Source organism: Streptomyces pactum (assembly GCF_016031615.1).
Classification (GTDB): Bacteria; Actinomycetota; Actinomycetes; order Streptomycetales; family Streptomycetaceae; genus Streptomyces; species Streptomyces pactus.
The window spans coordinates 482,011-505,954 of record NZ_JACYXC010000001.1 but is presented as its reverse complement, the minus strand read 5'-3'; the positions used below and the strand labels follow the sequence as shown (position 1 = coordinate 505,954).

16 protein-coding genes and 1 pseudogene are annotated in these 23,944 nt (G+C 75.8%); 7 read left to right on the top strand and 10 right to left on the bottom strand.

The window, feature by feature from the left end; genetic code table 11:
* Positions 1 to 50: 50 nt before the first annotated feature.
* Entirely contained in the window at positions 51 to 623 is a 573-nt protein-coding gene (locus tag IHE55_RS02000) for a DUF6328 family protein (RefSeq protein ID WP_197987431.1), read from the bottom strand.
* Between the two features lie 1,023 nt (positions 624 to 1,646).
* On the opposite strand from IHE55_RS02000, the gene IHE55_RS01995 reads away from it, so the two are divergent.
* Positions 1,647 to 3,107 (top strand): aminotransferase class I/II-fold pyridoxal phosphate-dependent enzyme, encoded by a 1,461-nt coding sequence (locus tag IHE55_RS01995; protein WP_197987430.1) that lies wholly within the window; start codon positions 1,647 to 1,649, stop codon positions 3,105 to 3,107.
* 105 nt (positions 3,108 to 3,212) lie between these two features.
* On the opposite strand, the gene IHE55_RS01990 is transcribed toward IHE55_RS01995, so the two are convergent.
* Both IHE55_RS01990 and IHE55_RS01985 read right to left on the bottom strand, forming a co-directional pair.
* A complete protein-coding gene (locus IHE55_RS01990) occupies positions 3,213 to 4,547 on the bottom strand; it encodes a globin domain-containing protein (protein WP_197987429.1) in 1,335 nt (444 codons plus the stop codon).
* A 1,084-nt stretch (positions 4,548 to 5,631) separates the two neighbouring features.
* Positions 5,632 to 6,147 carry a hypothetical protein gene (locus tag IHE55_RS01985; RefSeq protein WP_197987428.1) on the bottom strand — a complete coding sequence of 172 codons (516 nt, stop codon included), beginning with the start codon at positions 6,145 to 6,147 and terminating at the stop codon, positions 5,632 to 5,634.
* 339 nt (positions 6,148 to 6,486) lie between these two features.
* Here IHE55_RS01985 and IHE55_RS01980 point away from each other — a divergent pair, with 339 nt between their 5' ends.
* Positions 6,487 to 6,660 (top strand): hypothetical protein, encoded by a 174-nt coding sequence (locus IHE55_RS01980; protein WP_197987427.1) that lies wholly within the window; start codon positions 6,487 to 6,489, stop codon positions 6,658 to 6,660.
* Positions 6,661 to 6,963: 303 nt separating this feature from the next.
* Positions 6,964 to 7,305 (top strand): STAS domain-containing protein, encoded by a 342-nt coding sequence (locus tag IHE55_RS30600; RefSeq protein WP_197987426.1) that lies wholly within the window; start codon positions 6,964 to 6,966, stop codon positions 7,303 to 7,305.
* Between the two features lie 848 nt (positions 7,306 to 8,153).
* On the opposite strand, the gene ku is transcribed toward IHE55_RS30600, so the two are convergent.
* On the bottom strand, positions 8,154 to 9,059 hold the full coding sequence (gene ku, locus IHE55_RS01970) for a non-homologous end joining protein Ku (protein ID WP_197987425.1): 906 nt from the start codon (positions 9,057 to 9,059) through the stop codon (positions 8,154 to 8,156).
* A 554-nt stretch (positions 9,060 to 9,613) separates the two neighbouring features.
* On the opposite strand from ku, the gene IHE55_RS01965 reads away from it, so the two are divergent.
* Positions 9,614 to 10,825: a serine hydrolase domain-containing protein gene (locus IHE55_RS01965; RefSeq protein WP_197991727.1), complete on the top strand. Its 1,212-nt coding sequence runs from the start codon at positions 9,614 to 9,616 to the stop codon at positions 10,823 to 10,825.
* A 78-nt stretch (positions 10,826 to 10,903) separates the two neighbouring features.
* Here IHE55_RS01965 and IHE55_RS01960 read toward each other — a convergent pair whose 3' ends face one another.
* Together IHE55_RS01960 and IHE55_RS01955 are read right to left on the bottom strand one after the other, a co-directional pair.
* Entirely contained in the window at positions 10,904 to 12,025 is a 1,122-nt protein-coding gene (locus IHE55_RS01960) for a tetratricopeptide repeat protein (protein WP_307826465.1), read from the bottom strand.
* Positions 12,022 to 13,541: pseudogene (locus IHE55_RS01955) on the bottom strand (ATP-binding protein). Before IHE55_RS01955 ends, IHE55_RS01960 begins: the two are co-directional and overlap by 4 nt.
* Before the next feature lie 368 nt (positions 13,542 to 13,909).
* Here IHE55_RS01955 and IHE55_RS01945 point away from each other — a divergent pair.
* The gene (locus tag IHE55_RS01945; RefSeq protein ID WP_197987424.1) at positions 13,910 to 14,368 is read left to right on the top strand and encodes a cupin domain-containing protein; all 459 of its coding nucleotides are present in this window, start codon (positions 13,910 to 13,912) and stop codon (positions 14,366 to 14,368) included.
* 114 nt (positions 14,369 to 14,482) lie between these two features.
* Here IHE55_RS01945 and IHE55_RS01940 read toward each other — a convergent pair whose 3' ends face one another.
* The gene (locus tag IHE55_RS01940; protein ID WP_232265417.1) at positions 14,483 to 14,839 is read right to left on the bottom strand and encodes a hypothetical protein; all 357 of its coding nucleotides are present in this window, start codon (positions 14,837 to 14,839) and stop codon (positions 14,483 to 14,485) included.
* Positions 14,840 to 15,254: 415 nt separating this feature from the next.
* Complete coding sequence (locus IHE55_RS01935; protein WP_232265793.1) at positions 15,255 to 17,006, bottom strand: hydroxysqualene dehydroxylase; 1,752 nt, start codon at positions 17,004 to 17,006, stop codon at positions 15,255 to 15,257.
* 655 nt (positions 17,007 to 17,661) lie between these two features.
* Between IHE55_RS01935 and IHE55_RS01930 the strand changes: the two genes are divergently transcribed.
* Together IHE55_RS01930 and IHE55_RS01925 are read left to right on the top strand one after the other, a co-directional pair.
* Entirely contained in the window at positions 17,662 to 17,976 is a 315-nt protein-coding gene (locus IHE55_RS01930) for a hypothetical protein (RefSeq protein ID WP_197987421.1), read from the top strand.
* A 151-nt stretch (positions 17,977 to 18,127) separates the two neighbouring features.
* On the top strand, positions 18,128 to 20,014 hold the full coding sequence (locus IHE55_RS01925) for a propionyl-CoA synthetase (protein WP_197987420.1): 1,887 nt from the start codon (positions 18,128 to 18,130) through the stop codon (positions 20,012 to 20,014).
* 257 nt (positions 20,015 to 20,271) lie between these two features.
* Here IHE55_RS01925 and IHE55_RS01920 read toward each other — a convergent pair whose 3' ends face one another.
* On the bottom strand, positions 20,272 to 22,356 hold the full coding sequence (locus IHE55_RS01920) for a neutral/alkaline ceramidase (RefSeq protein ID WP_197987419.1): 2,085 nt from the start codon (positions 22,354 to 22,356) through the stop codon (positions 20,272 to 20,274).
* Positions 22,357 to 22,499: 143 nt separating this feature from the next.
* Positions 22,500 to 23,834, bottom strand: coding sequence for a 6-phospho-beta-glucosidase (locus IHE55_RS01915; protein WP_197987418.1), 1,335 nt, complete (start codon positions 23,832 to 23,834; stop codon positions 22,500 to 22,502).
* Between the last annotated feature and the right edge of the window lie 110 nt (positions 23,835 to 23,944).

The following is a 23,944-nucleotide window of genomic DNA, read 5'->3' as shown; positions in this document are numbered from 1 at the left end:
GCGTCGGCGTACCGGCAGGGCTCAGGCCGGTACGCCAGCGGACCGGCGTGTCATGCGCCCCCGCCTCCGCCGCGCTGGGCGGCGCGGCGCCGCAGCCACAGCGGCAGTGCGTACCAGCAGAGGGCGAACCACAGCATCACCCCGCCGACGAGCACCTCGGCAAGGACGCCGGGCACCACGATCCGCAGTATCAGCAGCAGCGTGCAGCCGATGGTGAGCGCGAGGAGCACCATGCCGCACATCATCAGCCGGCTCGCCGTCTCCACCACCTCGTCCTTCAGACGCTGGCCGGACAGGAAGCGGTGGAGGGAGACGGGGGCGATCAGCGACCCGGTGGCCGACGCGCCCAGCACCACGGTGAGGACGTAGACCACGCGGTCGAACGTCTCCAGGTTCCGGAACATGGGGGTGAAGGCCACGCTGAGCAGGAACCCGAAGAGGATCTGCACACCCGTCTGCGCGACCCGGGTCTCCTGGAGCAGCTCGTTCCAGCGGCGGTTGACCCGTTCCCGCGCGCTTTCCGGTTGCTCGGTGCCCGGCCGGCGGCCGCGTCCGCCGTGGTGCGTGCAGCATGCGGTGTCTTCCTCCCCGATGTGCTCGACCGGCTGTTTCGTCATGGTCATGGCGTCCTTCCCGTCTCAGGGGGACCGACTGCCCCGTACGCACCTGCTCATGCGGGGCCGCCCGGTCCGGGAGACGGCGGCCGGCCCCCGCCGTCCGTAGGCGTCGCCCCCGTCCGTACGTGTCGTCCCCGTCGTCCCGGTCGCCCCCGGCGTTCCGCTCGGGCGACGGCGGGGACGGGCGGCGTGGCGGCGGCCACCGGGCGGGGAGCCGACGGCCCCAGGGCGGGGCGCCGGGGCCGGGGGCGGCGAGCCGGTGCTCCCGGCAGTGGGCGGCGGCCCGCCCCGGCTGTCATCGGGGAGGAAGGCGGCCGGGCCGACCGTGAGGAAACGGAATATCCGGGTACAGGGGATGCACGTGCGGAGCGGACGGCGGTCCGTGCGGCATGCCTGTCACAGGCCCTGCTCCTGGACGCGGGACGGCCCCGGACCGCACCGGCGCCGGCCTTCCGGGCCGCCCGCCGGCCCCGGCGGCGAGGGCCGGCCCCGGGCCGGCGGGCCCACGGCACGGCCGCGGTACACCGCACGGCGGGCCCGCGGCCACGGCGGAACGCCCGCCACCGGCCCATCGGAGACGGAGGAGGAGCCCCGTGACCGAACCGCACCGCCGCCCGGCACCCCACGGTCCCGCACCATCCGCCGCGCCCCCCGGACCGGACGAGCCCGGCCCCACCCCGCGTTCCGGACCCGGCGGGCCGCGGCCGGACCCTCGACCCGGACGAGCCCTCGCCCGACCCGGACGAGCCCTCGCCCGACCCGGACGAGCCCCCCCGCCCGGACCGGACCCCCCGCCCCGACCCGGGACCCGACCCCGGCCCGTATCCGGTCCCTCCGTACCCGCCGCACCCCGGACCCGCCCAGGACCCCGGCACACCGGCCCCCCTCGACCCCCGGGAGCCGGAGCCGGGCCCCTGACCGGCCCCGGCGAACGCCCACGCATCCGGCGCGGGCCCGGTCCGGGCCCGCGCCGGCCGGTTCCGTCCGGGCACCCGTGACGGCACGCACCGACGAGCAAGGAGACAGCCGATGGACCACTCCCGAGTGCCTGTTCTCGAAGCACTGGAGGCATTCCGGCGGCGCGGGGACGTCGTCTACGGACCGCCGGGGCACAAGCAGGGGCGGGGCGCCGATCCCCGGGTGGTGGAGATCGTGGGCGAGGGGGTGTTCGCCTCCGACGTGCTCTCCCTCAACGGGCTGGACGACCGGCGCCAGTCGCAGGGGGTGATCAGCCGGGCCGAGGAGCTGATGGCGGACGCGGTCGGCGCGGACCGGGCGTTCTTCTCCACCTGCGGCAGTTCGCTCTCGGTACGGGCCGCGATGCTGGCGGTGGCGGGACCGGGGGAGAAGCTCCTCATCTCCCGCAACTCGCACAAGTCCGTGGTCGGCGCGGTGATCGTCAACGGCGTCCAGCCGGTGTGGGTGCACCCCCGGTTCGACCCCGAGCGGCACCTCGCCCACCCGCCCGAGCCCGACAACGTGCGACGCGCCCTGGACGCCCATCCGGACGCCAAGGGCATGCTGCTCATCACCCCCACCGACTGGGGCTCCTGCGCCGACATCCGGGGCGTCGCACGGGTCTGCCACGACCGGGACGTCCCGCTGATCGTCGATGAGGCGTGGGGAGCGCACCTGCCGTTCCACCCCGACCTCCCGTCCTGGGGGATGGACGCCGACGCCGACCTGGTCGTCACCAGCGTCCACAAGATGGGCGGCGCCATCGAACAGAGTTCCGTCTTCCATCTCCAGGGCGACCGGGTCTCGCCCGAGGTCCTCAAGCAGCGGGAGGACCTGCTGGGCACCACCAGCGCCTCCTCCCTGGTGTACGCCACCCTGGACGGCTGGCGGCGCCAGATGGTCGAGCAGGGGCACGACCTGCTGGACGTGGCGCTGCGCCGCTCCGCCCGCGTCCGCGAGGCGCTGGGGGCGCTGCCCGGACTGGACCTCCTCGGCCCCGAGGTGGTGCGTGAGGGGCTGACCGCGGAACTGGACCCGCTGAAGGTCACCATCGACGTACGGGGGCTGGGAATCAGCGGCATGCAGGCGGCCGAGTGGCTGCGCACCCACTGCCACGTGGACATCGGCTCCTCCGACGCCTGCCGCGTCAGCGCCCAGCTCACCCACGCCGACGACGACCACACCGAACGGGTGCTCATCGACTCCCTGCGCCGGCTCGTCGAGCGGGCCGACTCCCTCGGTCGGCGGCCGGAGGTCCGGCTCCCCGCGGCGGGGGAACTGGAACTGGAACAGGCCATGCTGCCCCGTGACGCCTTCTTCGCCGCCGTCGAGCACGTCCCGGCGGACAAGGCGGCCGGCCGGATCGCCGCGGAGATGATCAGCCCGTATCCGCCGGGTGTCCCGGTCGTCGCCCCCGGCGAGGTCGTCACCCCGGCCGTGGTGGACTACCTGCGCAGCGGGGTGGCGGCGGGCATGCTCGTCCCCGACGCGGCGGACCCGTCCCTGGAGACCTTCCGGGTGACGGCCGCGTAGCACCGGCGACCGGCCGGCGCCGCACCGCGTACCGCGGGCCCGGCGCGGCACCGGCGCGCGGCGTCGGTCCACGGCGCCGGTGCACGGCGGCGCCGGTGTGCGGCGTCAGTGCGCGGTGGCCGGGACCGGGGCGGCCGGCCCGGGCAGCGCGCCGGAGGTGAGCGGCAGCGGGTCGTGGCGGATCCGGTCGGCCGGCACCCCGAGCGCGGTGAGTTCGGCGACGGCGGCGGCGACCATCCCGGGCGGCCCGCTGACGTAGGCGAGGTGACCGGACCAGTCGCCGTGACGCTCCAGCTCCTGTACCGGCGAGACCCCCGGGCCGACCGTCCGGTGCACCCGGAGCCAGGGCCGGCGGGCCAGCTCGGCGACCGCGTCACCGTCGTACGGACCGGCCTCCTCGCGGGCGCCGAGGAACAGGTGCACCCCGGGCGGCGCCGGGCGGCGGGCGGCCAGTTCCTGGAGCAGCGACTTGGCCGTCGCCCAGCCGGTGCCGCCGGCCACCAGCAGCAGGTCACCGGGGAACTCCTCGTCCAGGGTCATCCCGCCGTGCGCCGGGCCCAGCCGGAGGGTGTCACCGACCCGGGTGTGTGCCACCAGCGCCTCGCTGACCCCGCCGGGACCGACCGCCCGGACATGGAACTCCACCTCTCCGGCGGGGTCGGGGGCACAGGCGAAGGAGTACTGGCGCCAGCTGTGCGGCAGCAGGGGGGACTCCACCGCCCCGTGCTGGCCCGCCCGGAACGGGTACGGCTCCCGGGGGCGGACCCGCAGCACCGCGAGGTCCGGGCCCCGGCGGTCGTGGCCGGTCACGTCGGCGTGCCAGTACGGGGGTTCGGTGAGGGCCGCGTCCGCGCCCGCCACCATGGCGCGCACGGCGAACCGCAGCATCTCCACCCAGGCCCAATCCAGTTCCTCGGTCCAGTGGGCGCCGGCGCGGCGGCGCAGCGCCTCCCGGAGCGCCACCTCGAACGTCTGGTAGTGGGCGGGCCGCACCCCCAGCTTGCGGTGGTCGCGGCCGAGCCGGGCGCAGGTGGCCTCGATCTCGTCGGGCCGGTCCAGATGCTCGATCAGATAGCCGAACATTTCGGCCAGGTGGCGGCGCTGGAACTCCATGGAGTCCGGGAACAGGGACCGCAGATACGGATGACGCTCGAACATGGCGTCGTACAGGTCGCCGATGAGGGCGTCGAACGGTGTGACCAGCGGCAGGTCACGGAGGATGACCGCCTGCGCGGCGGTGCCCGGGATCTCCGGCCCGTCGGCCGCACCCGGGCCCGCGGCGGCACCGGGACCGCCCGGTCCGCCGGGCCGTGCCGGGGCGAGCAGCATCCGGCGCAGCCGCATCGCGTCGTGCCGCGCCAGCAGTGCGTGGTACTCGCCGCTGCGGCCGGCGCCGCCGGGGTGTCCGAACGTGCCGGAGGCGGAGTGCGGGGTGCTCATGGCCGGGTCTCCTCGGTGCCCGCGCGGTGCGCGCGGACGACGGATGATGGTGCGTCAGGCACCTGCGACCGCGGATGCGGACAGGTGCCGCGACCGGCGTCCTACCGGTGCGGCGGGTCAGTATGGCACCGGCCCGCAATGCCCCGTCGGCCCAGGTCAGCAGGGACTTTCGGCCCTATGGACGGGGGTGCGGCGGGTGCGACGCTGATCGGATCGGCCGAGTGCGTCCACCGGTCCGGCGGCTGGGCGTAACGCCCGGGGGACGCCGCCGGGGCCGTGCCCGCCGGCCCGCCGCGGCCCGGCAGGGACCTTCGGCCCTGCCGGCGGGACGTCCGGCCCTGGGGCGCCGCTCCCGGCCCGGTGGATCATGAATGTGCCGGGAGGGACCGCCTCCCCCTGAGTGGGTCCGTCCCGGCAACGCCCCCGCCGGCCGCCGTCTCCCGGCCGGTCGGGTGGCAGGGGAGGGCGTCCGCGACAGACGCCACGGGGGGTGTCCGGCCGGGCGGTGCCGGCCCGGCGACGCTCGGCACGGCCGGCCGGACACCCCGGGAGGACCCGGACGAGGGTTCCGGGGGAAACTCCGGCCGGACCGGCGCGGACACCGGGATGTCCGCGGGCCGCACCCGGCACCGCCGTGGCCACCGGCCGCTCCCCACCCCGCCGCGGGACATCTCCCGACACCTCCGGATCCCGCGTGACGGGCGACCCGATGGGGTGGTGGCCCGGTGGCGGCCCGGCGCGCCGGTGGTTCCGTGACGGCCCGGCGGCCGGGGGCCCGGGGGACCTCCGCGGCGGGCCCGTGCGCCGCTCCGCCGCGCCCGGCCCGGCCGGGCCCGCACGCCCGCCCACGTGAACCGGCCCGTCCCGCCTACGGGAACCGGCCCGTCCCGTCCACGGGAGCCGGCCCGTCCCGTCCACGGGAGCCGGCCCGTCCCGCCCACGGGAGCCGGCCCGTCCCGTCCACGGGACGCTGAGGCAGGTGGGACGGGTGGGAACGGGGAACCGGTGAGGCCGGCCGGATCCGCCGGAGCCGTCGCGCCCGGTGTGCCGGACACCCGCCGCCTCGCGGCCCGGTGACGGTGGCTCAGCCGCCGAGGCCGCTGGTGCTGCCGACGAGGTCCTCCAGTTCCTTCAGCTGCCGGTCCAGGTCCTCCAGGTCGGGCACACCGGTGAGGGTCGGGTCGGGCACCGTGAGGTCCGGCCGCTTGACGAAGGTGTCGGTGACGCCGCCGCCCCAGCTGATGGTGAGCTTGTCACCCGAGGGATTGACGAGCATCGTGCCCCGGGCCCGCTCGGTGCCGCAGGGGAAGGAGATGACCACCTCGGCGCCGAAGGTGACGGTGCCGTCGCACTGGTTCACGGTCGGCATCAGGGCCTCGCCGTGCCGGATGCCCAGGGAGTGGACGCCGCCACCGTCCGGGAACCAGGTGAAGTCCAGCTCGGACGAGGTCGGCTTCCGCTGGGCCTCGCCGCCCGTGGCGGGCCGGCCGCTCTCCGACGGGCCGGCCGTACCGGGCGAGTCGTCCGAGGAACTGTCGCAGCCGGTCAGTACCGCCGCACCGACGGCCACCGCGACCGCCCATGCCATCCATCCCCGCACAGCATCCTCCTCCACCGGTTGTACGGTCCGCGCCGCGCCGGACCCGGGTGTCCGTTGCACCTCCGGACGACGGAGCGGCCCTGCGCGGTTCCCGGCCCGACGACGGGGCGCCCGCCGACGGCGACCGTCGGTGATCGTGGTGGCCGCCGGTGGCCGGGGTGGTCGGCCGCGGGACCCTCCGCCGTACACGCACGACGTCGCACGGCCCGGTGCGGCGCGAGGACACCGCCCACGGCCACCGCCCGGGCGGAGTGTCCCGGGCCGGTCCGGGCGGCGGGGAATCGACGCCGGCGTGCGGGGTACCCGACGCGCGAAACGGCAGCCGAGAGGAGCGTTCCCATGACCGTCCCCGAGGAGAACCGCGGGAAGAGCAGCAAGACCGACGACACCGTCCTGCACCCGGACCGGCTCCGGGAGGAGCGGGAACGGCGGCGGCCGGACAGCGGTTCGCCGGCCGAGGAGGCCGGCACGCCGCAGGGCCGTCCCGACGAGGACGACGACCACACCGGGTGACCCCCTGACCCCCGGGCGGGCGCCGCCGACCCGCGGGGCCCGCCGGCCCCGGCACCACGCACCGCCTCCGACGACCGGCCTCCGGGGCCCGCCGTTGCCGGTGCCGTGCCGACCGCGACCGGTCCGCCCAGCGGCGCCGCGCGGAGCCGGGTCGTCCCGGCGGGCGGCACCTCGCACCCCCGGGCCGGGTCCGGCGCGGGACCGCGGCCCCGCGGTGTCGGCGCGCCCTGGTGCGCGCGATCGGGGTGGACGGGGCGACCATGGAAGGGCAGCGGAGAACCACCGGATGCGGAGGAGGACGCCGTGGCAGTGGAACATCCCGCCTCCGCGTCGGACCGGCCGGCCGTGGCGGTCACCGCGGTCGGCGCCCGGCGCGCCGAGCTGACCCTGACCGGGGACATCTCGGCGGACCACCTGCAGGAGCTGGAGGAACGGCTCGCCGCGCCACCGATGAGCGACGCCACCGAGTGGGCCGTGGACCTCCGTGCGGTCACCCATATGGACCTGGCGTGCGGCTACGCCCTCCTGCGGGCGGTCTCCCGGCGGCCGGACCCCGTGGCGCTGACCGTCCACGGGGCGCGGCGCCCGGTACGGCGGACCTTGCGGGACATCGGTTTCGACGCGCTCGCGGTCTTCGAGGAGTGAACGGCGCCGCGGCCGGGCCCGGGCGCCTGCCGGCCTGCCCCGAGGTGCCCGTCGCGGGCACGGGCACCGGCGGCAACCGGTCCGTACGGCGTCTCTCCGACCCGTGACAGTCCGTACGGCGTCTCTCCGACCCGTGACACGCGAACGCGACACGGGCCGGGCCCGCGGAGCTGGACCCCCGAACCGGGCCGGTGGCCACCGGCCCGGTGGTGCCGGCGGGCCGGCTCCCGTGTCATCGGACCACCGGACCACCGGACCACCGGTCGAACGGGCCACCGGCGGGCCCGCCCGCGGCCGCGTGCCTACAGGCTCCCTCACGACCACGCGTGCAAGTCGACCATGCCCACGTGCCTACAGGCTCGCCCACGGCCCCGTGCGTCCAGCCGCCCATGGTCTCGCCGGTGCGGCCACGCGCGTACGGACGGATGGCCGGGGGCGACGAAGAGCGGGAGCCGGCCGGTGCGACATGCGCGGCCCGGGATCCGCCGGCTCGCCCGTGAGCGACCGCCCGTAGCCACGGGCCATGCCCGGCACCGGCGGGGCGGCCGTGTAGGCGAGGCCGCACGGAACGCGTGCAGGCCCGCCCACACCACGGCAGCGCGATACGGAGGGTCACCGGGGCGGGGCCGACCAGGACCGGCCGGCCCCGCCCCGGCCGGCCCCGCCCGCGGCGGTGGGCACGACCCCCGCACCACCGCAGGCCGGCCCGCGCCCGCACGGTACGCCCGCGCCCGTACCGCGGCCCCAGCGGTCCAGGCCCACTTGCCTCGTGCTGCCCCCTTGCCCCCATGCCCAGCGCCCCGGGCCCGGGGCCGAAGTCCCTCGGCCGGCTCCGTGGCCGGCCGTCGTCAGGAGGCGGCCCGCTTCCGCGGGGCCTTCTTCGCCGCCGGCTTCCCGCTCCCGCCGGCCTTCCGGGACCCGGTCTTCTTCGCCGGGCGGTCCGCCAGCTCGTGCACATCGGCCTCTCCCGGTTCGCCGCGGCGTTCCTGCGCGGCGCGCACGCTGTTCCGCAGGGCGGCCATGAGATCGACGACCTGGCCCGCCGGTGCCTCCTCGGCCTCCGCCACAGGCGGCTCCTTGCCCTCGGCCTTGGCCTGGATGACGGCCTCCAGCGCCTCGCGGTACCGGTCCCGGTACGCGGACAGGTCCGTGCCGCCGATGGCCTCCATCAGCGCCAGCGCCTCGTCCACCTCGGCATCGGAGACGTCCACCCGCTCCCCGGGGGCCAGCCCCTCGGCGGAACGGATCTCGTCGGGCCAGTGCATGGCCTGGAGGACGATGGTGTCTCCGACCACCCGGAGCGCGCCGAGCCGCTCCCGGTTGTGCCAGGCGTACTTGGTGAGCGCGATCCGGTCCGTGCGCTTGAGCGCCTCCCGCAGCAGCACGTACGGCTTGGCCGCGAGGTCACCGGCGGCCTGGAGGAAGTAGGGGCGCCCGAACCGCAGCGGATCGATACGGTCGGCGTCCACGAACGCCGACACCTCGATCGCCTTGGCGGTCGGCAGCGGCAGCCGGTCCAGGTCCTGGTCGGAGACCGGTACCAGGGTGCCGCCCCCGGCGTCGTAGGCGCGCCCGATCTCCTCCGGGGCCAGCTCCTTGTCCTCCAGCTCGCACACCTTGCGGTACCGGATCCGGCCCTGGTCGGCGGTGTGGTACTGCCGGAAGCTGATCGCGTGGTCCTCGGTGGCCGGGAACACCTTGATCGGGATCGTGACCAGGCCGAAGCTGACGGCGCCGGACCAGACGGGGCGCATGGCACACCTCCCGGACGAACCCCCTGGGGAGCTCCCAGGCTATGCCGGTCCGCCCCGGTCCGCCCCCCGGCCGCGCCCGCCCGGGTGACCGGCCCGGGTATCGGCCGTGGCGGCGCCCCCGCCCGGCACCGGCTCCCCGGTTTCCAGGGGGCACCGCCAGGGCGTCCCCGGCGGCGCGCACGTCCACAGCCGCCCGACGCGTCGCCCCCGCCCACGACCGGGCCTCGCCCGACGCGCCGGCCCTCAGCCCTCGGCCCCCACTCCCACCCTCGTCCCGCAACCGGGCCCCACCGACCGGCGCGGCCCGGCACCCACCGCCCCCCGCGCCGCCCGTCACGCCCCCCGGTTTCCCGGCCCGTAACCGGCCGTATTCCGCGCTCACCCGCCGGTCGCCACCGCGCCGTCACCGGCCCGCGCCGCTGCCGGCCGCCGCGGCCGTTCCGGTCGCCGGCGGTGAGTAGGCTCCCCCTCGAAGGGGCGGCGATCTTCCCGGATGGCCGCCAACCACCCCTCACACGAGGAGATCTGTGTTCCTGACCACCCACCGCACCGTCATGCTCGGTGCGGCTCTGCTGACCGTCGCGGTCGCGGCGCCGCCGGCGCTCGCCACGGATGCCGCGTCCACCGCCGCGCCCGCCGCCCGGACGGCCCCGGCCACCACCGGGACGGCCCCCGACCTGGACGGGGTGTCCCAGGCCCTGCGTAACACCCTGGCCGCCGGCGCACCCGGCGCCATGGCCCGCTACACCGGCCCCGACGGGGTCCGCGTCCGCGCCGAGGGGGTACGGGACCGGACCACCGGCGCACCGATGGACCCGCGCGCCCGCTTCCGGATCGGCAGTGTCACCAAGACCTTCTCCGCCGTCGTGCTGCTGCAGCTGGTGGCCGAGGGGCGGATCGACCTGGACGAGCCGGTCAACCGGTACCTGCCCGGGCTGCTCCCCGACGACCGGATCACCGTGCGCCACCTGCTGACGCACCGCAGCGGGCTCGCCGACTACACCAACGCCATGTTCGAGCGGACCGTCCCCGGCTTCGAGGCCGTCCGCAACCGGGTCTTCAGCCACCAGGAGCTGGTGGACCTCTCGCTGAGCGAGCCGCGGACCACCGAGCCGGGGGCCGCGTACCGGTACTCGAACACCAACTTCGTCATCGTCGGCATGCTCATCGAGAAGACCACCGGCCGGTCGGTGGCCACGGAGTACCAACGCCGCGTCATCAAGCCCCTGGGGCTGCGGAACACCTCCTACGTCCACCCCGACACGGCGATCGAGGGGCGGCACATCCGCGGCTACCTCCACCCCGACGAGGCCGGGGCGCCGCTGGTGGACTCCACCGAGCAGACGCTGTCCTGGGCACAGGCGGCGGGGGCGATGATCTCCGACGAGAAGGACCTGAACACCTTCATGTCCGCCCTGCTCGGCGGCCGGCTGCTCCCGCCCCACCTGATGGACGCCATGCTCACCATGAGCCCGACCGACACCACCGGCACCCGTTTCTACGGACTCGGCCTGCGCCGCTACGACCTGTCCTGCGGCACCTCGGTGTACGGGCACACCGGCACCGTCCAGGGCTACTACACCTACGCGTTCACCACCCGGGACGGCAGGCGCAGCCTGTCGGCGATGGCCAACACCTCCAACCGCGGAGCGGCCAACACCGCGCTCGGCGGCAGCCTGGAGGCGGCCTTCTGCGGCAAGCAGCCCGCGGCCCGCGGGCTCGCGGCGCCCGCCCCGGCCGAGCGCGACCTGCCCGAGAACGGCTGACGCGGGACGCGTAGGGCGACCGGGGCGGCGGGGGCTCACGACGGCCACCCCCGCCACCCTCGCCGTCCTGCGGGTCGGTCAGCCGGACTTCCTCCGGTCGAACCAGACCGTGGCCAGGGTGGGCGCGATCCCGGCCCAGAACAGGACCTGGGGCACGGTGCGTTCGGACCAGGGCACCTGGGAGATCAGCAGCGCGCAGAGCACGGCCCAGGCCGCCTGCGCCAGGACCACCCGCGCCCACCGGCCGCGGCGCACCAGGGACCACACGTTGAGCCGGACGCCGGTACGCAGCCGGCGGTAACGCCGCCAGGCGCCGAACGCCCACAGCGCCGCCATGGGGACGAGCGCCCACAGCCGCTGGCCCAGGGACACCGGGAGTTCCCGCTGCTCCTCCCCCTCCACGGCGAACAGGTCGAGCATGACCCCCGCGGCCGCCACGCAGATCAGCGCCAGCCAGCGCACGCCGCGCAGCAGCCGGTAGGTGGCCCGGTCCAGGTCGCGCCGGAGCCCGGCGTCGTCCGGGGCGGCGGCGAGCGCCTCGGCGTACAGGTCGGCCGCCCGGGCGGGCTTCACCCCGGGCGCCTGCGCCGCCCTCTTCGCCTGCCGCGCCAGCGCCTCCGGGTGATCGGGCGCCAGCCGCAGGATGGACCGGTCCAGTGTGTCGGCGACCGCCCGCTCGCCCGCCAGGTCCGCGATCATCCACGCCACCTCGTAGGCGTGGACCTCCTCGGGGGCCAGGCGTATCGCCTCCCCGGCGATGTCGGCGGGCTCCCGCAGCAGGTCCTTCACCGCCGCCGGGTCGATCCGGCCCCCGTTGGCCTGGCCGTGGCGGACCAGGCGCATCCGGCACAGCAGGTCGGCGAGGATCGTGTAGCCGTACCAGTCGTCGGGGGAGAGCCGCACCAGTGCGCGGAGGGTCTCCTCGGCCTCCTCGAACCGCCCGCCCACATGGCGCAGCGAGCGGCCGCGCAGCATGAGCGCCTGGCGGTTCTCCGGGTCGAGCCGGAGCGCGGTGTCGGCCGCGTCGAGCGCCTCCTTGTACCGCCTGGCGTTGAAGTGGCAGCGGGCCAGCGCGGTCCAGCCGCGGAGGTGGTCCGGCTGCCCGGCCAGGTGCTGCCCGAGCAGCGCCGCGGCCTCGTCGTACCGCTTGAGGTCGATGAGCGCGTGCGCCCGCTCCACGACCGTGTCCACCGTTGTCACAGCTTGCGCTTCTTCCTGAGATAGGCCACCAGGTCGTCGTAGGCGCCGCCCTCGTTGGCGAACATGGCCACGTTGCGGGCGGCGGCGAACCAGGGCTCGGTGGACGGCACGACGGTCTTCGCGGCGGCCAGCAGGTCCTTCATGCCGATCATGCGGACGCTGCCGGAACGTGCCGAGTCGAGCAGCGCCATCTCCGCCGCGGACTCGCACACATGGGCCAGGTCGGCGCCTGACAGGCCGTCGGTGGCCTTCGCGAGCCGGCCCAGGTCGACGTTCTCGATGGGCCGGTCGCGCAGGTGGTAGCGGAGGATCGCCTCGCGCGCGGGCGCGTCGGGCGGCAGCACGAGGAGGGTGCGGTCCAGCCGGCCGGGCCGGCGCAGCGCGAGGTCCACCTCCCAGGGCACATTGGTGGCGGCCAGCACGAAGACGCCCTCGTTGGCCGCCGAGTCGATCCCGTCCAGCTCGATCAGCAGCTGGTTGACGGTGTTGCGCATGCCGCTGCTCTGGTTCCGGCTGCGCTTGCCGCCCAGGGCGTCCAACTCGTCGAGGAAGACCACGCAGGGCGCGGTCCGGCGCGCGGTGGCGAAGACCTCGTGCATGTTCCGTTCGGAGTTGCCGATCCACATGTCGAGGACGTCGTTGACCGACACCGACAGGAAGTTCGCGCCCAGTTCGCCGGCGACGGCCCGGGCGATGAAGGTCTTGCCGCAGCCGGGAGGCCCGTACAGCAGCAGCCCGCCGCGCAGGCTCTTGCCGTACAGCCTGCGCAGTTCCGGGTTGCGCAGGGGGGCCAGGAAGGCCGCCTCCAGCCGGTCCTTGACCTCCTGCATGCCGCCGACGTCCGCCAGCCGTACGGCACCCGGCGCGGCCACGTCCCACACGGCGGCACCGGCGGCCTCGCCGCTGTCGTCGGCGGCCGGCGCGGACGCCACGAACCGCGGCGGGACCACGTCGCCGACCTGCTCCTCGGCCGCCCGCCAGTCGAAGCCGGCCCGGCCGCCGGGCCCGTCCTGGACGTTGCCGTCGCCGTGGCCGCCCCGGACGTGCCCGTCCCCGTGGGGGCCGTGGCCGGGGTGGCCGCCGGGTCCGCCGTGGCCCCCGGCCGGTCCGGCGGGCGGCGGTCCGGCGGGCGGCGGTGCGGCGGGGGCGGTGGGGGGCCGTGCGGGCGTGGGCGGCTTCGGTGGGACGGGTTTCGGTGGGCGTGGTTCCGGCCACCGGCGTGGTGCCGGCGGGGGTGGGTTGCGGCCGGGGCGGGCGGCGCTCCGGCGGGACCGGTTCCGGCCACCGGGGCGGAGGACCCGGCCGGCTGCGGCGGGGCCATCAGACGGCCCATCAGCTCCCGAGCCGCGGCGTCGCCGGGCGCCTGCTGGAGGGCGACGGCCACCTCCGCGACGGCCGCGTCGGGCCGCCCCTCGTTGAGCAGGAGTTCCGCCAGGTGCAGCCGCAACGGCACATCACCGGGCGCGGCGGCGACGGCCGTACGCAAACTCTGGATCAGCGGCGAGTCCTCGGACATGGCCCTCACTGTACGGAGCGGATCACCCGGACCGGCGACCACCCCCGCACCGCCCGTCACGCCCCCGGGCGGGCCGCCGGACCCCGGGCCGCCCGCGTCCGGGCACCGCCGGTCGCGGCCCCGGCATCACAGTCCCTTCGCCGGGGGCCGGCCCCGTGCCGGAGCCGCCGCCGCGCCCGGGGTGCCTCACCGGTCGGGTCGGGCGGCCGGGCGGGACGAGGGGCCCGGGTGGCAGGGCGAGGGCGACCCGCCGGGGGCGGACCCGCCGGGCGAGTTGCCGTACCAGCAACAACAGTTGTCGTCCCGGCCACCCCGGCCGCAGCCTGGTGCGCACCGCAAGGCCATCGAGACGATCAGGAGGCCACACCATGACCACGCACGCACCCCATGGTTCCGGGTCCGCGCCGGAGACCGGAGGCCAGGAGCTGCCGGTCAACCGCGTCCGCCACGTCCGGTCCGGGGAACTCGACGGCTACGCCGCCATCAGCGGCGGCATGGTCGGCTCCCGCAAACTCTGGATGGGCATGGTGGAGAACCCGCCGGCCAGCTCCACGGACAACCACCACCACGGCGACTCCGAGGCCGGGGTCTACGTGGTCAGCGGCCACCCCGTGTTCGTCTACCACGACGGTGAGCGGGAGGTGCGGATCGAGGCCGGGCCCGGCGACTTCGTGTACGTCCCCCCGTTCGTCCCGCACCGCGAGGAGAACCCGGACCCGGAGGAGCCCGTGGTGGTGGTGATCGCGCGCACCACCCAGGAACCGATCAAGGTCTCCGTGCCGGAGCTGTACCAGCTGACCGGGACGGAACCGCGGGAGGCGCGGTAACCGCGGGCGGCAGCAGCACGCGGACCGGCCGGGCGGGGCCGGCCACGCCCCGCCCGGCCGGTGACCGGCAGCCCGGTGGCCGACGGCCCGGTCACCGGGCTGCCGGCCGCCGGGTCACGACACGCGCTTGAGCGTCCAGGCGTTGGGCTCCAGGCTGGGGACGACGGAGTAGCGGCAGCTGCTGCTGTAGTACGTGCTGACCTGCACCCAGCCCGCGGGCTGGTAGGTGGACGCGCACGCGTTGACCGTCGTGCCCACCGGCAGCCCGGTCAGCTGCTTGATCTGCTTGATGTTCGGAGCGGTGGTACTGCCGCACGAGATGCTGTTGCCCCAGCTCACGTCCACCCATCCGCTGGGGGTCAGGGTGCTGGCGCAGACCGTCTGTACCTCGCCGGGGGCCGCCGCGGCCGGCGAGGCGGCCAGCGCCAGCCAGGCCGCCGGAGCCAGAAGGACGAGCCCTGCTGTGCGCATGCGCATCACGGATGTGTCTCCCGTCGTGAGATGGGGTGAAGGAGTGGTGAGGAGCGCCTCACTCAACCGGCCGGGGGCCGCCGGCGGGGAGACTCTTTCCGGCCGTATCCGCGGCGGCGTGGTGCCGGACCGGTGGCGGTCCCCGGCCCGGCACCCCCACCCGGACCCTCCGCCCGGCACCCCCCCGCCCGGACCCTTCCTCGCGGCCCCCGCGCCGGTACCCCGTGCCGGTGCCCTCGCCCGCCCGCATCCGCTCCCTCCGCACCGGCCTTCCCGTGCCCGGCGGCAGCCGTCCCTGGCGCTCCCTGTCCCCCTGCCGGCGCCCCTCCCGCCGTGCCCGGTGTGCGATGACCGGCCACCGCACACCGGGCGGCACCGGCCGGCGCCGCGGACGCTCGCCCGCGGCGGGAGCGGGCTACCCCACGTCGAAGAGGTTGCGCAGCCCCAGGTTGAAGCGCGCCTCGTCGGTCCGCTTCAGCCGCGCGAGCTCCGGCGGCTGGTGGAGGGTTTGGACGCGGCAGCGTTCGGCGCTCGAACCGTCCGCGTCCAGCAGTGCGTTGACCGCCTGCCGCCCGGTCTCGTTCGCGCCCTCCATGGTGGCCAGGTCCATGTCGTTGCGCACGTAGTCGCCCGCGAGGAAGAAGTTGCCGACGGCGGTGCGGGAGGTGGGGCGGTGGTGCAGCGTGCCGGCCGGGTGGATCAGGAGCTGTTCGTCGTTGGTGGGGTTCGGCCCGCCGATCCCGTCCACCGCCGGGTCCATGAACCACGAGTGGACCAGCTCGTCGCGGAGCACCGGCCGGCCACGGTCGTGGAGCCCGGCCTTCATCTGCGCCCAGACCTCCCTGACCACCTCCTCCTTGGTGCACTCCTTGGCCGTCCTGCCGTACAGGATGCCGGGCTCGTCCCACTCCGAGACGATGGTGGAGAGGCAGTCGGCGACCGTGCCGTCCCCGTAGTCGGCGGTCATGTCGCGCCCCGGCCACATCTGCGCCTGGCTGATGGAGGTGATCGACCAGGGCGAGTCCACGTGGTTGACGTGCCCGTGGACGATCGGCAGCGGCTCCCGCAGGTAGAACTGGATCCCGGTCATCCAGTCGGTGCGCAGCGCCGAGCACCGGTCCAGCTGGGGGTCCGCCGCCCGCAGCTCCGGCGTCCAGGTGGGCCGGGCGTGCTCCACCGGCATGGCGCTGAGGTAGTGGTCGGCGGTGACCGTACGGCTCGCGCCGGGACCACCGACGAGCGCCCCGGTGATCTCCCCGTCCCGGTACTCCAGCCGGGTCAGCGGCGCACCGGTCACGAACTCCACCCCCAGCGTCCGCAGATGGCTCAGCCAGGGGTCGATCCACGCCTCGTTGGTGGGCGCGTTGAGCACCCGGTCCGGCTGCCCGTCGTTGCCGCGGCCCAGCAGGTTGAAGACGAACGCCTCGAAGACGTGCGCCACGGTGTGCGCGCTGGCCTCCTCCGCCTTGGTGGCCACGATGTTGCGGGTCAGCCCGATCGCCAGCAGCCGCTGGTAGTCCGACGACATCCGGTCCGCCCGGATGTACTCCCACCACCGGGTCCGTTCCCACTCCTCCGTCCGCCGCCGCTCGCAGCTGGTGAGGTAGACCAGCAGCCGTTCGGCGAAGTACGCCACCTCGGTGGCCGGCAGCCGCGCGGCCGTGTCGAGCAGCCCGGTCAGGATGTCCAGCAGCGCCTCCGGGGTGATCACAACCGGCGGGGCGTCGAGCGTGCGGAACGGGAAGCGCAGGTCCGGCCGGCCCCCGGTGCGGACGACCAGCTCCTCCGTGGCATCGACCAGGTTGTCCTTGCAGCCGTTGCGGTTGCCCGGGAACGGGATGCGGCTGAGGGTCTCCGGAAGGTTGAGGTAGAAGCCGGGGAAGAACCGGAACCCGTGCTCCCCGGGGAGCGGTCGCCGACCGCCGGTCCCGGTGCCGGGGACGTCCATGCTGCGCGCCTTGCCGCCGAGTCCGGTGGGCTTCCGCTCGTACACGGTGACCCGGTAGCCGCGCTCGGCCAGTTCGTGCGCGGCGGTCAGGCCGGCGACCCCGCCGCCGAACACGGCGACGGTGCGGGCGGCGGCCCGCCGCCGGCCGGGGGCGCGCACCGCGGCGGCGGCCGGGCCGGCGGTGAGTGCGGCGGCCCCGGCGGCGCCGGCGGCGGTCAGGAAGCGGCGCCGGCTCGCGGCGCCTTCGGAACCCGGAGCCCGGTGGGCGGCGGAGTCCGGCGCGGGGAGTCCGGTGCGGCCCTGGGCCGCGGGAGGCGCGGCATCCGGCGCCGGGCCGGGCGGGGGGCGCGGCATCCGATGCGAGGCCGGGCGAGGGCGCGGGGGAGACGGGCTCGGGTGCGGGGGTGGCGCTGGCGTTCATGGCAGCTCCCTTGGCGAAGGCTGAACGTCCATGACGTACGCGGGGGCGCTGGGCACCGGGTCCCGCCGCGGCCGGCGTGCCGGCGCAGGCTCCGGGGCGGGTTCCGTCCGGTGTGGCCCCGGCCCGCGGCGGATGTCCCGGGGCCCCGTCCCGGAAGGGGCGCGGCCGGAGCAGGCCGCGTCCTGCCCCGCCCGGGAGGGGCGCGACGACTGGACCGTTCACGGGTGACGGCACCTTATGCCGGTGGCCCGGGCCGGCGGTGCTGATGCCCCGACCGGTAGCTCGATGGAGTGATGACACGGTGAGTCGCGGGCGCCATGGGCCACTTCGGGTGTACGAGCAACGTCCCCCGAGGGGCCGGCCCGGCCGGGCGGGAACCGGCCGGCGGCACGTCAGGTGCGATAACCGATACAGTTCGCCCGCACACCGCACACCGCAACACAGGGGGAAACCATGCGTGCCCTGCCCATCGCCGCGATAGCCGCGGCGCTCGTGCTGTCACTCGGCGCCTGCAGCGACGACTCCGACAGCTCGGACCCGGCGGCCTGCAAGAAGGCCGTTGCCGAACGGATGAAGGAGGGCGCCTCGGCGTCCAAGGAGAACCCCAGCGCTTGCAACGGCCTGGACGAGAAGGAGCGGGAGCGCATCGTCAAGGAGATCGTGGAGGAGCAGCTCAAGGAGAGCGGCGTGCCCACCGATCTGCCGTCGGTGCCGACGCCGGACATCGACGTCCCCACCCCGGACCTGGAACTCCCCGAGGTCCCCTGATACACCCCGGCCGGGCGCCGGTGGCCGCCTCGCGTGCCACGGGCGCCCCGGCGCCGGGTGTGCCGGACGGGCCGGCGGGGGAGTGGAGCGGGCATGAGCGACGCGGCGGGACGGCCGCGGCGCCCGCCACCCCGATCACGAAAGGCCCGACATGGGAGCGTATGCCGACACCTACCGGCGCAGCCTGACCGACCCCGAGGGGTTCTGGCTGGAGGCGGCCGAGGCCATCGACTGGACCCGGAAGCCGACCCGCGCCCTGGACGCCGCCCGGGCACCGCTGTACCGCTGGTTCCCCGACGGTGAGCTGAACACCTCGTACAACGCGCTGGACCGGCACATCGCCGCGGGCCACGGCGAGCGGACCGCGCTGATCTGGGACTCCCCGGTCACCGGCGACGGACGCCGGTACAGCTTCCGGGAGTTGCGCGACGAGGTGGCCCGCTGCGCCGGCGCGCTGCGCGGTCTGGGGGTCGGCAGGGGCGACCGGGTGGTGATCTACATGCCGATGGTCCCCGAGGCGGTGGTCGCCATGCTGGCCTGCGCCCGGATCGGGGCGGTGCACTCGGTGGTGTTCGGCGGCTTCGCCCCCAGGGAACTGGCCGCCCGCATCGACGACGCCCGCCCCCGCGTGGTGATCGCCGCCTCCTGCGGCGTCGAACCCTCCCGGGTGGTGGAGTACAAGCCGATCGTCGACGCCGCCCTGGAGACCACCACCCACCGGCCGGAGACCGTCGTGGTGCTGCAGCGCGAGACCGCCCGCGCGGAGCTGGGCCCCCGCGACCGGGACTGGCACCAGCTGCTGGCCGGCGCCGAACCGGCCGGGCCGGTACCGGTCGCCGCCACCGACCCGCTGTACATCCTCTACACCTCCGGCACCACCGGCCGGCCCAAGGGCGTGGTCCGGGACACCGGCGGCCACGCCGTCGCACTGGCCTGGTCGATGGGCGCCGTCTACGACATCGGGCCCGGCGACGTGTGGTGGACCGCCTCCGACGTCGGCTGGGTCGTCGGCCACTCCTACATCGTCTACGGCCCGCTCCTGGTCGGCGCCACCACCGTCCTCTACGAGGGGAAACCGGTCGGCACCCCGGACGCCGGCGCCTTCTGGCGGGTCATCGCCGAGCACCGGGTCAAGGCGCTGTTCACCGCGCCGACCGCGCTGCGCGCCATCAAGCGGCTGGACCCGCGCGCCGAACTGACCGCCGGCCACGACCTGTCGTCGTTCCGCACCCTCTTCCTGGCCGGCGAGCGGCTGGACCCCGAGACCTACCACTGGGCTCACGACCGGCTCGGCGTCCCGGTGGTGGACCACTGGTGGCAGACCGAGACCGGCTGGCCGATCGCGGCCAACCCGCGCGGCCTGGAACCGCTGCCGGCCAAGCCGGGCTCCGCGACCGTCCCGGTGCCCGGTTACGACGTGCGCGTCCTGGACCCGGACGGCAAGCCGGTCCCGCCCGGCACCGAGGGCGCCATCGCCATCGGACTGCCGCTGCCGCCCGGCACGCTGCCCACCCTCTGGCAGGACGACGACCGCTACCGCGAGGCGTACCTCTCCCGCTACGAGGGGTACTACCTGACCGGGGACTCCGGTCACCTCGACGAGGACGGCTACCTGTTCGTGATGGGCCGCACCGACGACGTGATCAACGTGGCCGGGCACCGGCTGTCCACCGGGGTGATGGAGGCCGTCCTCGCCGCCCACCCGGCCGTCGCCGAATGCGCCGTCATCGGCGTACGGGACACCCTCAAGGGCCAGCTGCCGCGCGGCCTGGTGGTGCTCAAGGCGGGCGCCGATGTCGACGAGGCCACGCTCCGCGCCGAGCTGATCGAGGCGGTGCGCCGGGAGATCGGGCCGGTCGCCGCGTTCCGGCAGGTGTCGGTGGTGGACGCGCTGCCCAAGACCCGGTCGGGGAAGATCCTGCGCAAGACGATGCGCGCCATCGCCGAGGGCCGCGACGAACCCGCGCCGTCCACCATCGAGGACCCGGAGGTGCTGCGGGCCCTCGGACCGGTGCTGCGCGGCGACGCCCCCGCCTGACCGCGGCCCGGGCCGGGGCCCACGGCGGACCCGGTGGCGCGGGGGACGGCGCGGCACACCGGGGAGCGCGGTGGCGACCCGGGCGGCCTCGCCCCCGGCCCGTCGCCCGGGGGCGAGGCGGGGCCGACGGCCGGAACCGCCCGGCGGGCCGGGCCCGCGCGGCCGGGCGCGGACGGGTGCCCGGGCCGGGGGTGCGGGGACGGGTGGGTACCGGGCCGCGGTACGGGCCCGGGGCGGCGGCCGGGCGCGGCGGGCGCTCAGCGGACGGCGAAGGCGCGGGTGGTCCCGGTGAACGGGGTGATCCGGCCGGTCACGCCCTTGGCGTCGCCGTGGTAGCGGATGCGGTAGTGGCCCGCCGGCACCCCGGCCGGGATGTCCCATGTCACCGTGACCCGGGAGGCGGCGATCCCGTCCCGCCGCCAGTGGAAGCGGGTGGACCAGTCACCGTCGTCGGCCACGGTGCGCCAGCCGTCGCCGTCCTGGCACTGGACCTCCAGGTAACTGCCGCCGCGGTGCAGGTCGTTGCCCGGGTGGGCGCCCGCGAAGACCGCCTCGGCCCGCTCCCCGGCCCGGTAGGTCTCGCGCGGCTGCGCCAGGACGTCCCCGAAGGACCGCAGCGGCGGCGGCGCGTCCAGCACCACGCCCGGCTGCAGGGTGAGCTGCCGGCCCGACAGGTCCGGCGCGGGCGCCCCGGCCGGCAGCGGGGTGCCGTCCCGCAGCGAGGTGGCGAGCGCGGCGACGGTCTGCTGGAGCGCCGGCAGCTGCCAGCGGCCGAAGAGGGTGCTGCCGCCCTCGTAGTGCTGGGCGTCGTACTCCTCGGGGGTGGTGACGTAGTGGAAGTAGGCGTTGGCGTACCCGGCGACCAGGACGTCGTCCAGCGCCACCCCGGCGATCCGGGCGACGGTACGGCGCAGCCGCAGCCCGGCGGCGATGGTGACCTCGCCCGGGATGCCGATGAGGTGGAGCCGGCCGACGCGGACCAGCTGGACGGGGAAGCGTTCCTGCACCCAGGGGTACACCCGGTTCAGCTCGCCGATGGGCACGAAGACGTCCTTGGGCGCCTGGGCCGCCTTCAGCCCGGGCGAGACGGTGTAGACCAGGGAGTCCGAGATCAGGTCCCAGAACGGGTTCTCGCCCTCCTGGAAGCCGGGGAAGGCGGGCCCGTCCTCCATGCTGCCGGCCGCCATGGCGGCCCCGATGCACGGGGTGGAGGTGGTGTGGACGCGGCCGTCGCCGGTGAACTCCGGGCCGACCGTGACGCCGGACAGGTCGATGTGGACCAGCCGCGCGTCCACCCCGCCGGTCAGCCGGGTGCCCGGCTGCCGCAGCTGCTCGGCGGCGGCCCGGTACTGCTTGAGCCCGCACTCCCGGGTGCGGTCGAAGTCCTCGGGGGTGGACGGCGGCACCAGGTCCAGGTTGGGTGACATGTCACCGGCGTTGGTCTGGGCGAAGGCGGCCACGAACGCCGGGGCGCCGTCGGCGAGGTAGTCCACCCCCGCCACCTCCCGCTCCCAGTGGTACGCCGCGTAGCCCTTGTTGTCCGCGCTGATCAGGCGGTTGTCGCCGGACATGCTGGTGCCGTGGGTGGCGAACCAGTTGACGGCGCCGACCACCCGGCCCCCGCGCTCCACGCGCAGCACCGTGCTCAGCGGGTCGATGGCGCCGGGGAAGTACCGCTTGACGTCCTCGGGGTTGCGGTCGAAGGCGGCCCGCGAACGGTTGACGCTCGCGTCCGTCAGCTCGGCGCGGGTCAGCACCAGTTCGGACGGGGCCAGGTCCTCGTGGGCGCGCACGACCGCCTCGGTGATCCCGTCGGCGAGCGCCTCGAAGGTCGCGCGGTGGAACCCGAAGGTGGTGGTGTTGTAGAGGAAGTGGTGCGCGTGGCCGCCCGGTCCGGCGTGCGTGTGGGTGGCGGTGATCAGCACGTTCCGCTCGGTGTACAGGTCGCCGTACCGGTCGGCGAGCCGCCGCAGCACGGCCTGGTGGACGCTGGAGAAGATCATCGGCGCGTCGGCGACCACGATCACCACCCGCCCGCCACCGGCCCGGTCCACCACGGCGAACGCCCGGGCGCGCAGCCGGGTGTGCAGCCCCGCGGCCTGCTGGTCGAACCGGCCGTAGCCCATCATGCCGACCTCGGCCACCTCGCCGGTGACGTCCGCCAGTCCCCGGCCGACGAGGTAACCGCCGTCGGCGTCCGCGCTCCGCGGGGCCCGTTCCGCGGCCGGTGCGGCGGCGGCCGGGGCCGGCCCGGCCAACTGCGCCCCGGCGGCGCCGAGACCGGCGAGCGCGGTGGCCCGCAGCACGGCGCGCCTGCTGCGGGGCGGGGGTTCCGTGGTCATGTGCGTCTCCTGCGGGTGGGGGGCCGGGGAGCGCGGGCACGGTGTACCGCCGGTGAGGACCGGTGAAGCCGGATCCCACGGTGGTACCGCACCCGGAAGCTGAGCACGGCTCAGCTTCCGGTATTCGTACCGTGTGACGCGCATCACCCGCAAGGGTGTGGAGCGCCGTAACCGGCCGCGCGCAGCACCCGCTCCGCCGCGTCCACCGAATCCACCAGCGGATGGAGCGCCAGCGCACGCAGCGCCGCGTCCCGGTCACCGGTGTCCGCCGCCTCGATCGCCGCCCGCTCCACCGCCTTGACCGAGAGCATCAGACCGAGCTGGTCCGGGGCGACGGGCCCGGTGGCCAGCGGGCGCGCCCCGCCGGCGTCCACCAGGCACGGCACCTCCACCACCGCCTCGTCGTCCAGCCCCGGGACCGCCGAGCGGTTGGCCACGTTGAGGATGAGGGTGGCGGGCTCGTCCCGGCCCAGCGCCCGCATCAGGGCGAGCGCCACCCGGTCGTACCCGCCGCCGTCCAGGTCGCAGGGGTCCCGCTGCCAGCCCCCGGTGGCCGCCCGGTTCTCCGCCAGGTACGTCTCCTCGCGCTCCCGCCGGGTCCGCTCCCAGACCTCCAGCGCCGCCTCCGGGCGGGCGGTGGCCTCGGCGTAGAAGGCCGCCTGCTGCTCGTGGAGGAACTCCCCCCGGGTCACGGCGGCCCCGCGTACCGCCGCCACCGCCTCCCGGTGGAAGTAGTAGTGGTGCAGGTACTCGTTGGGCAGGGCACCCAGCACCCGCAGCCACTCGGGGCCGAACAGCCGCCCCTCCTCGAAGGAGGCGAGCGCGCCGGGGTCGGCGAGCAGGCCGGGCAGCAGATCCCGCCCGTCCACGGTCAGTCTCCGCAGCCAGCCGAGGTGGTTGAGGCCGACGTAGTCGTAGCCCGCCCGGTCCGGGTCCACCCCCAGCGCCCGGGCGGCCCGGCGGCACAGACCGACCGGGGAGTCGCAGATGCCGATCACCCTCGGGCCCAGCACCCGCCGCATCGCCTCGGTGACCATGCCCGCCGGGTTGGTGAAGTTGATCACCCAGGCGTCCGGCGCCACGACCGCGATCCGCTCGGCGATCCGCATGGCCACCGGCAGCGTCCGCAGCCCGTACAGCACGCCGCCCGCACCGACCGTCTCCTGCCCCAGCAGGCCCTCGGCGAGCGGCAGCCGCTCGTCCCGGACACGGCCGGCCGACCCCCCGACCCGGATCGCCGAGAAGACGAAGTCCGCACCCCGCACGGCCTCGTCCAGGTCGGTGGTGGCGCGCACCGCCGGCGCGCCGGACCGGCCCGCCGCCTGACGGGCGAGCACCGCGCCGATGGCGTCCAGACGCCGCCGGTCGGTGTCGTACAGCACCACCTCGGTGCACCGGCCCTCCCCGCGGTCCTCCAGCAACGCCCGGTAGACCAGCGGCGTGCGGAAGCCCCCGCCGCCCAGCACGGTGAGCCTCATCCCGTCACCACCTCCACATCGAGCCCCGTCGGGGCGCGTCGTACGCTGCCGCGGCGGTCCGGCCCGGCCGTTCCGGGCCGCCGCGCACGGCACGGCAGCAACCTACTGCG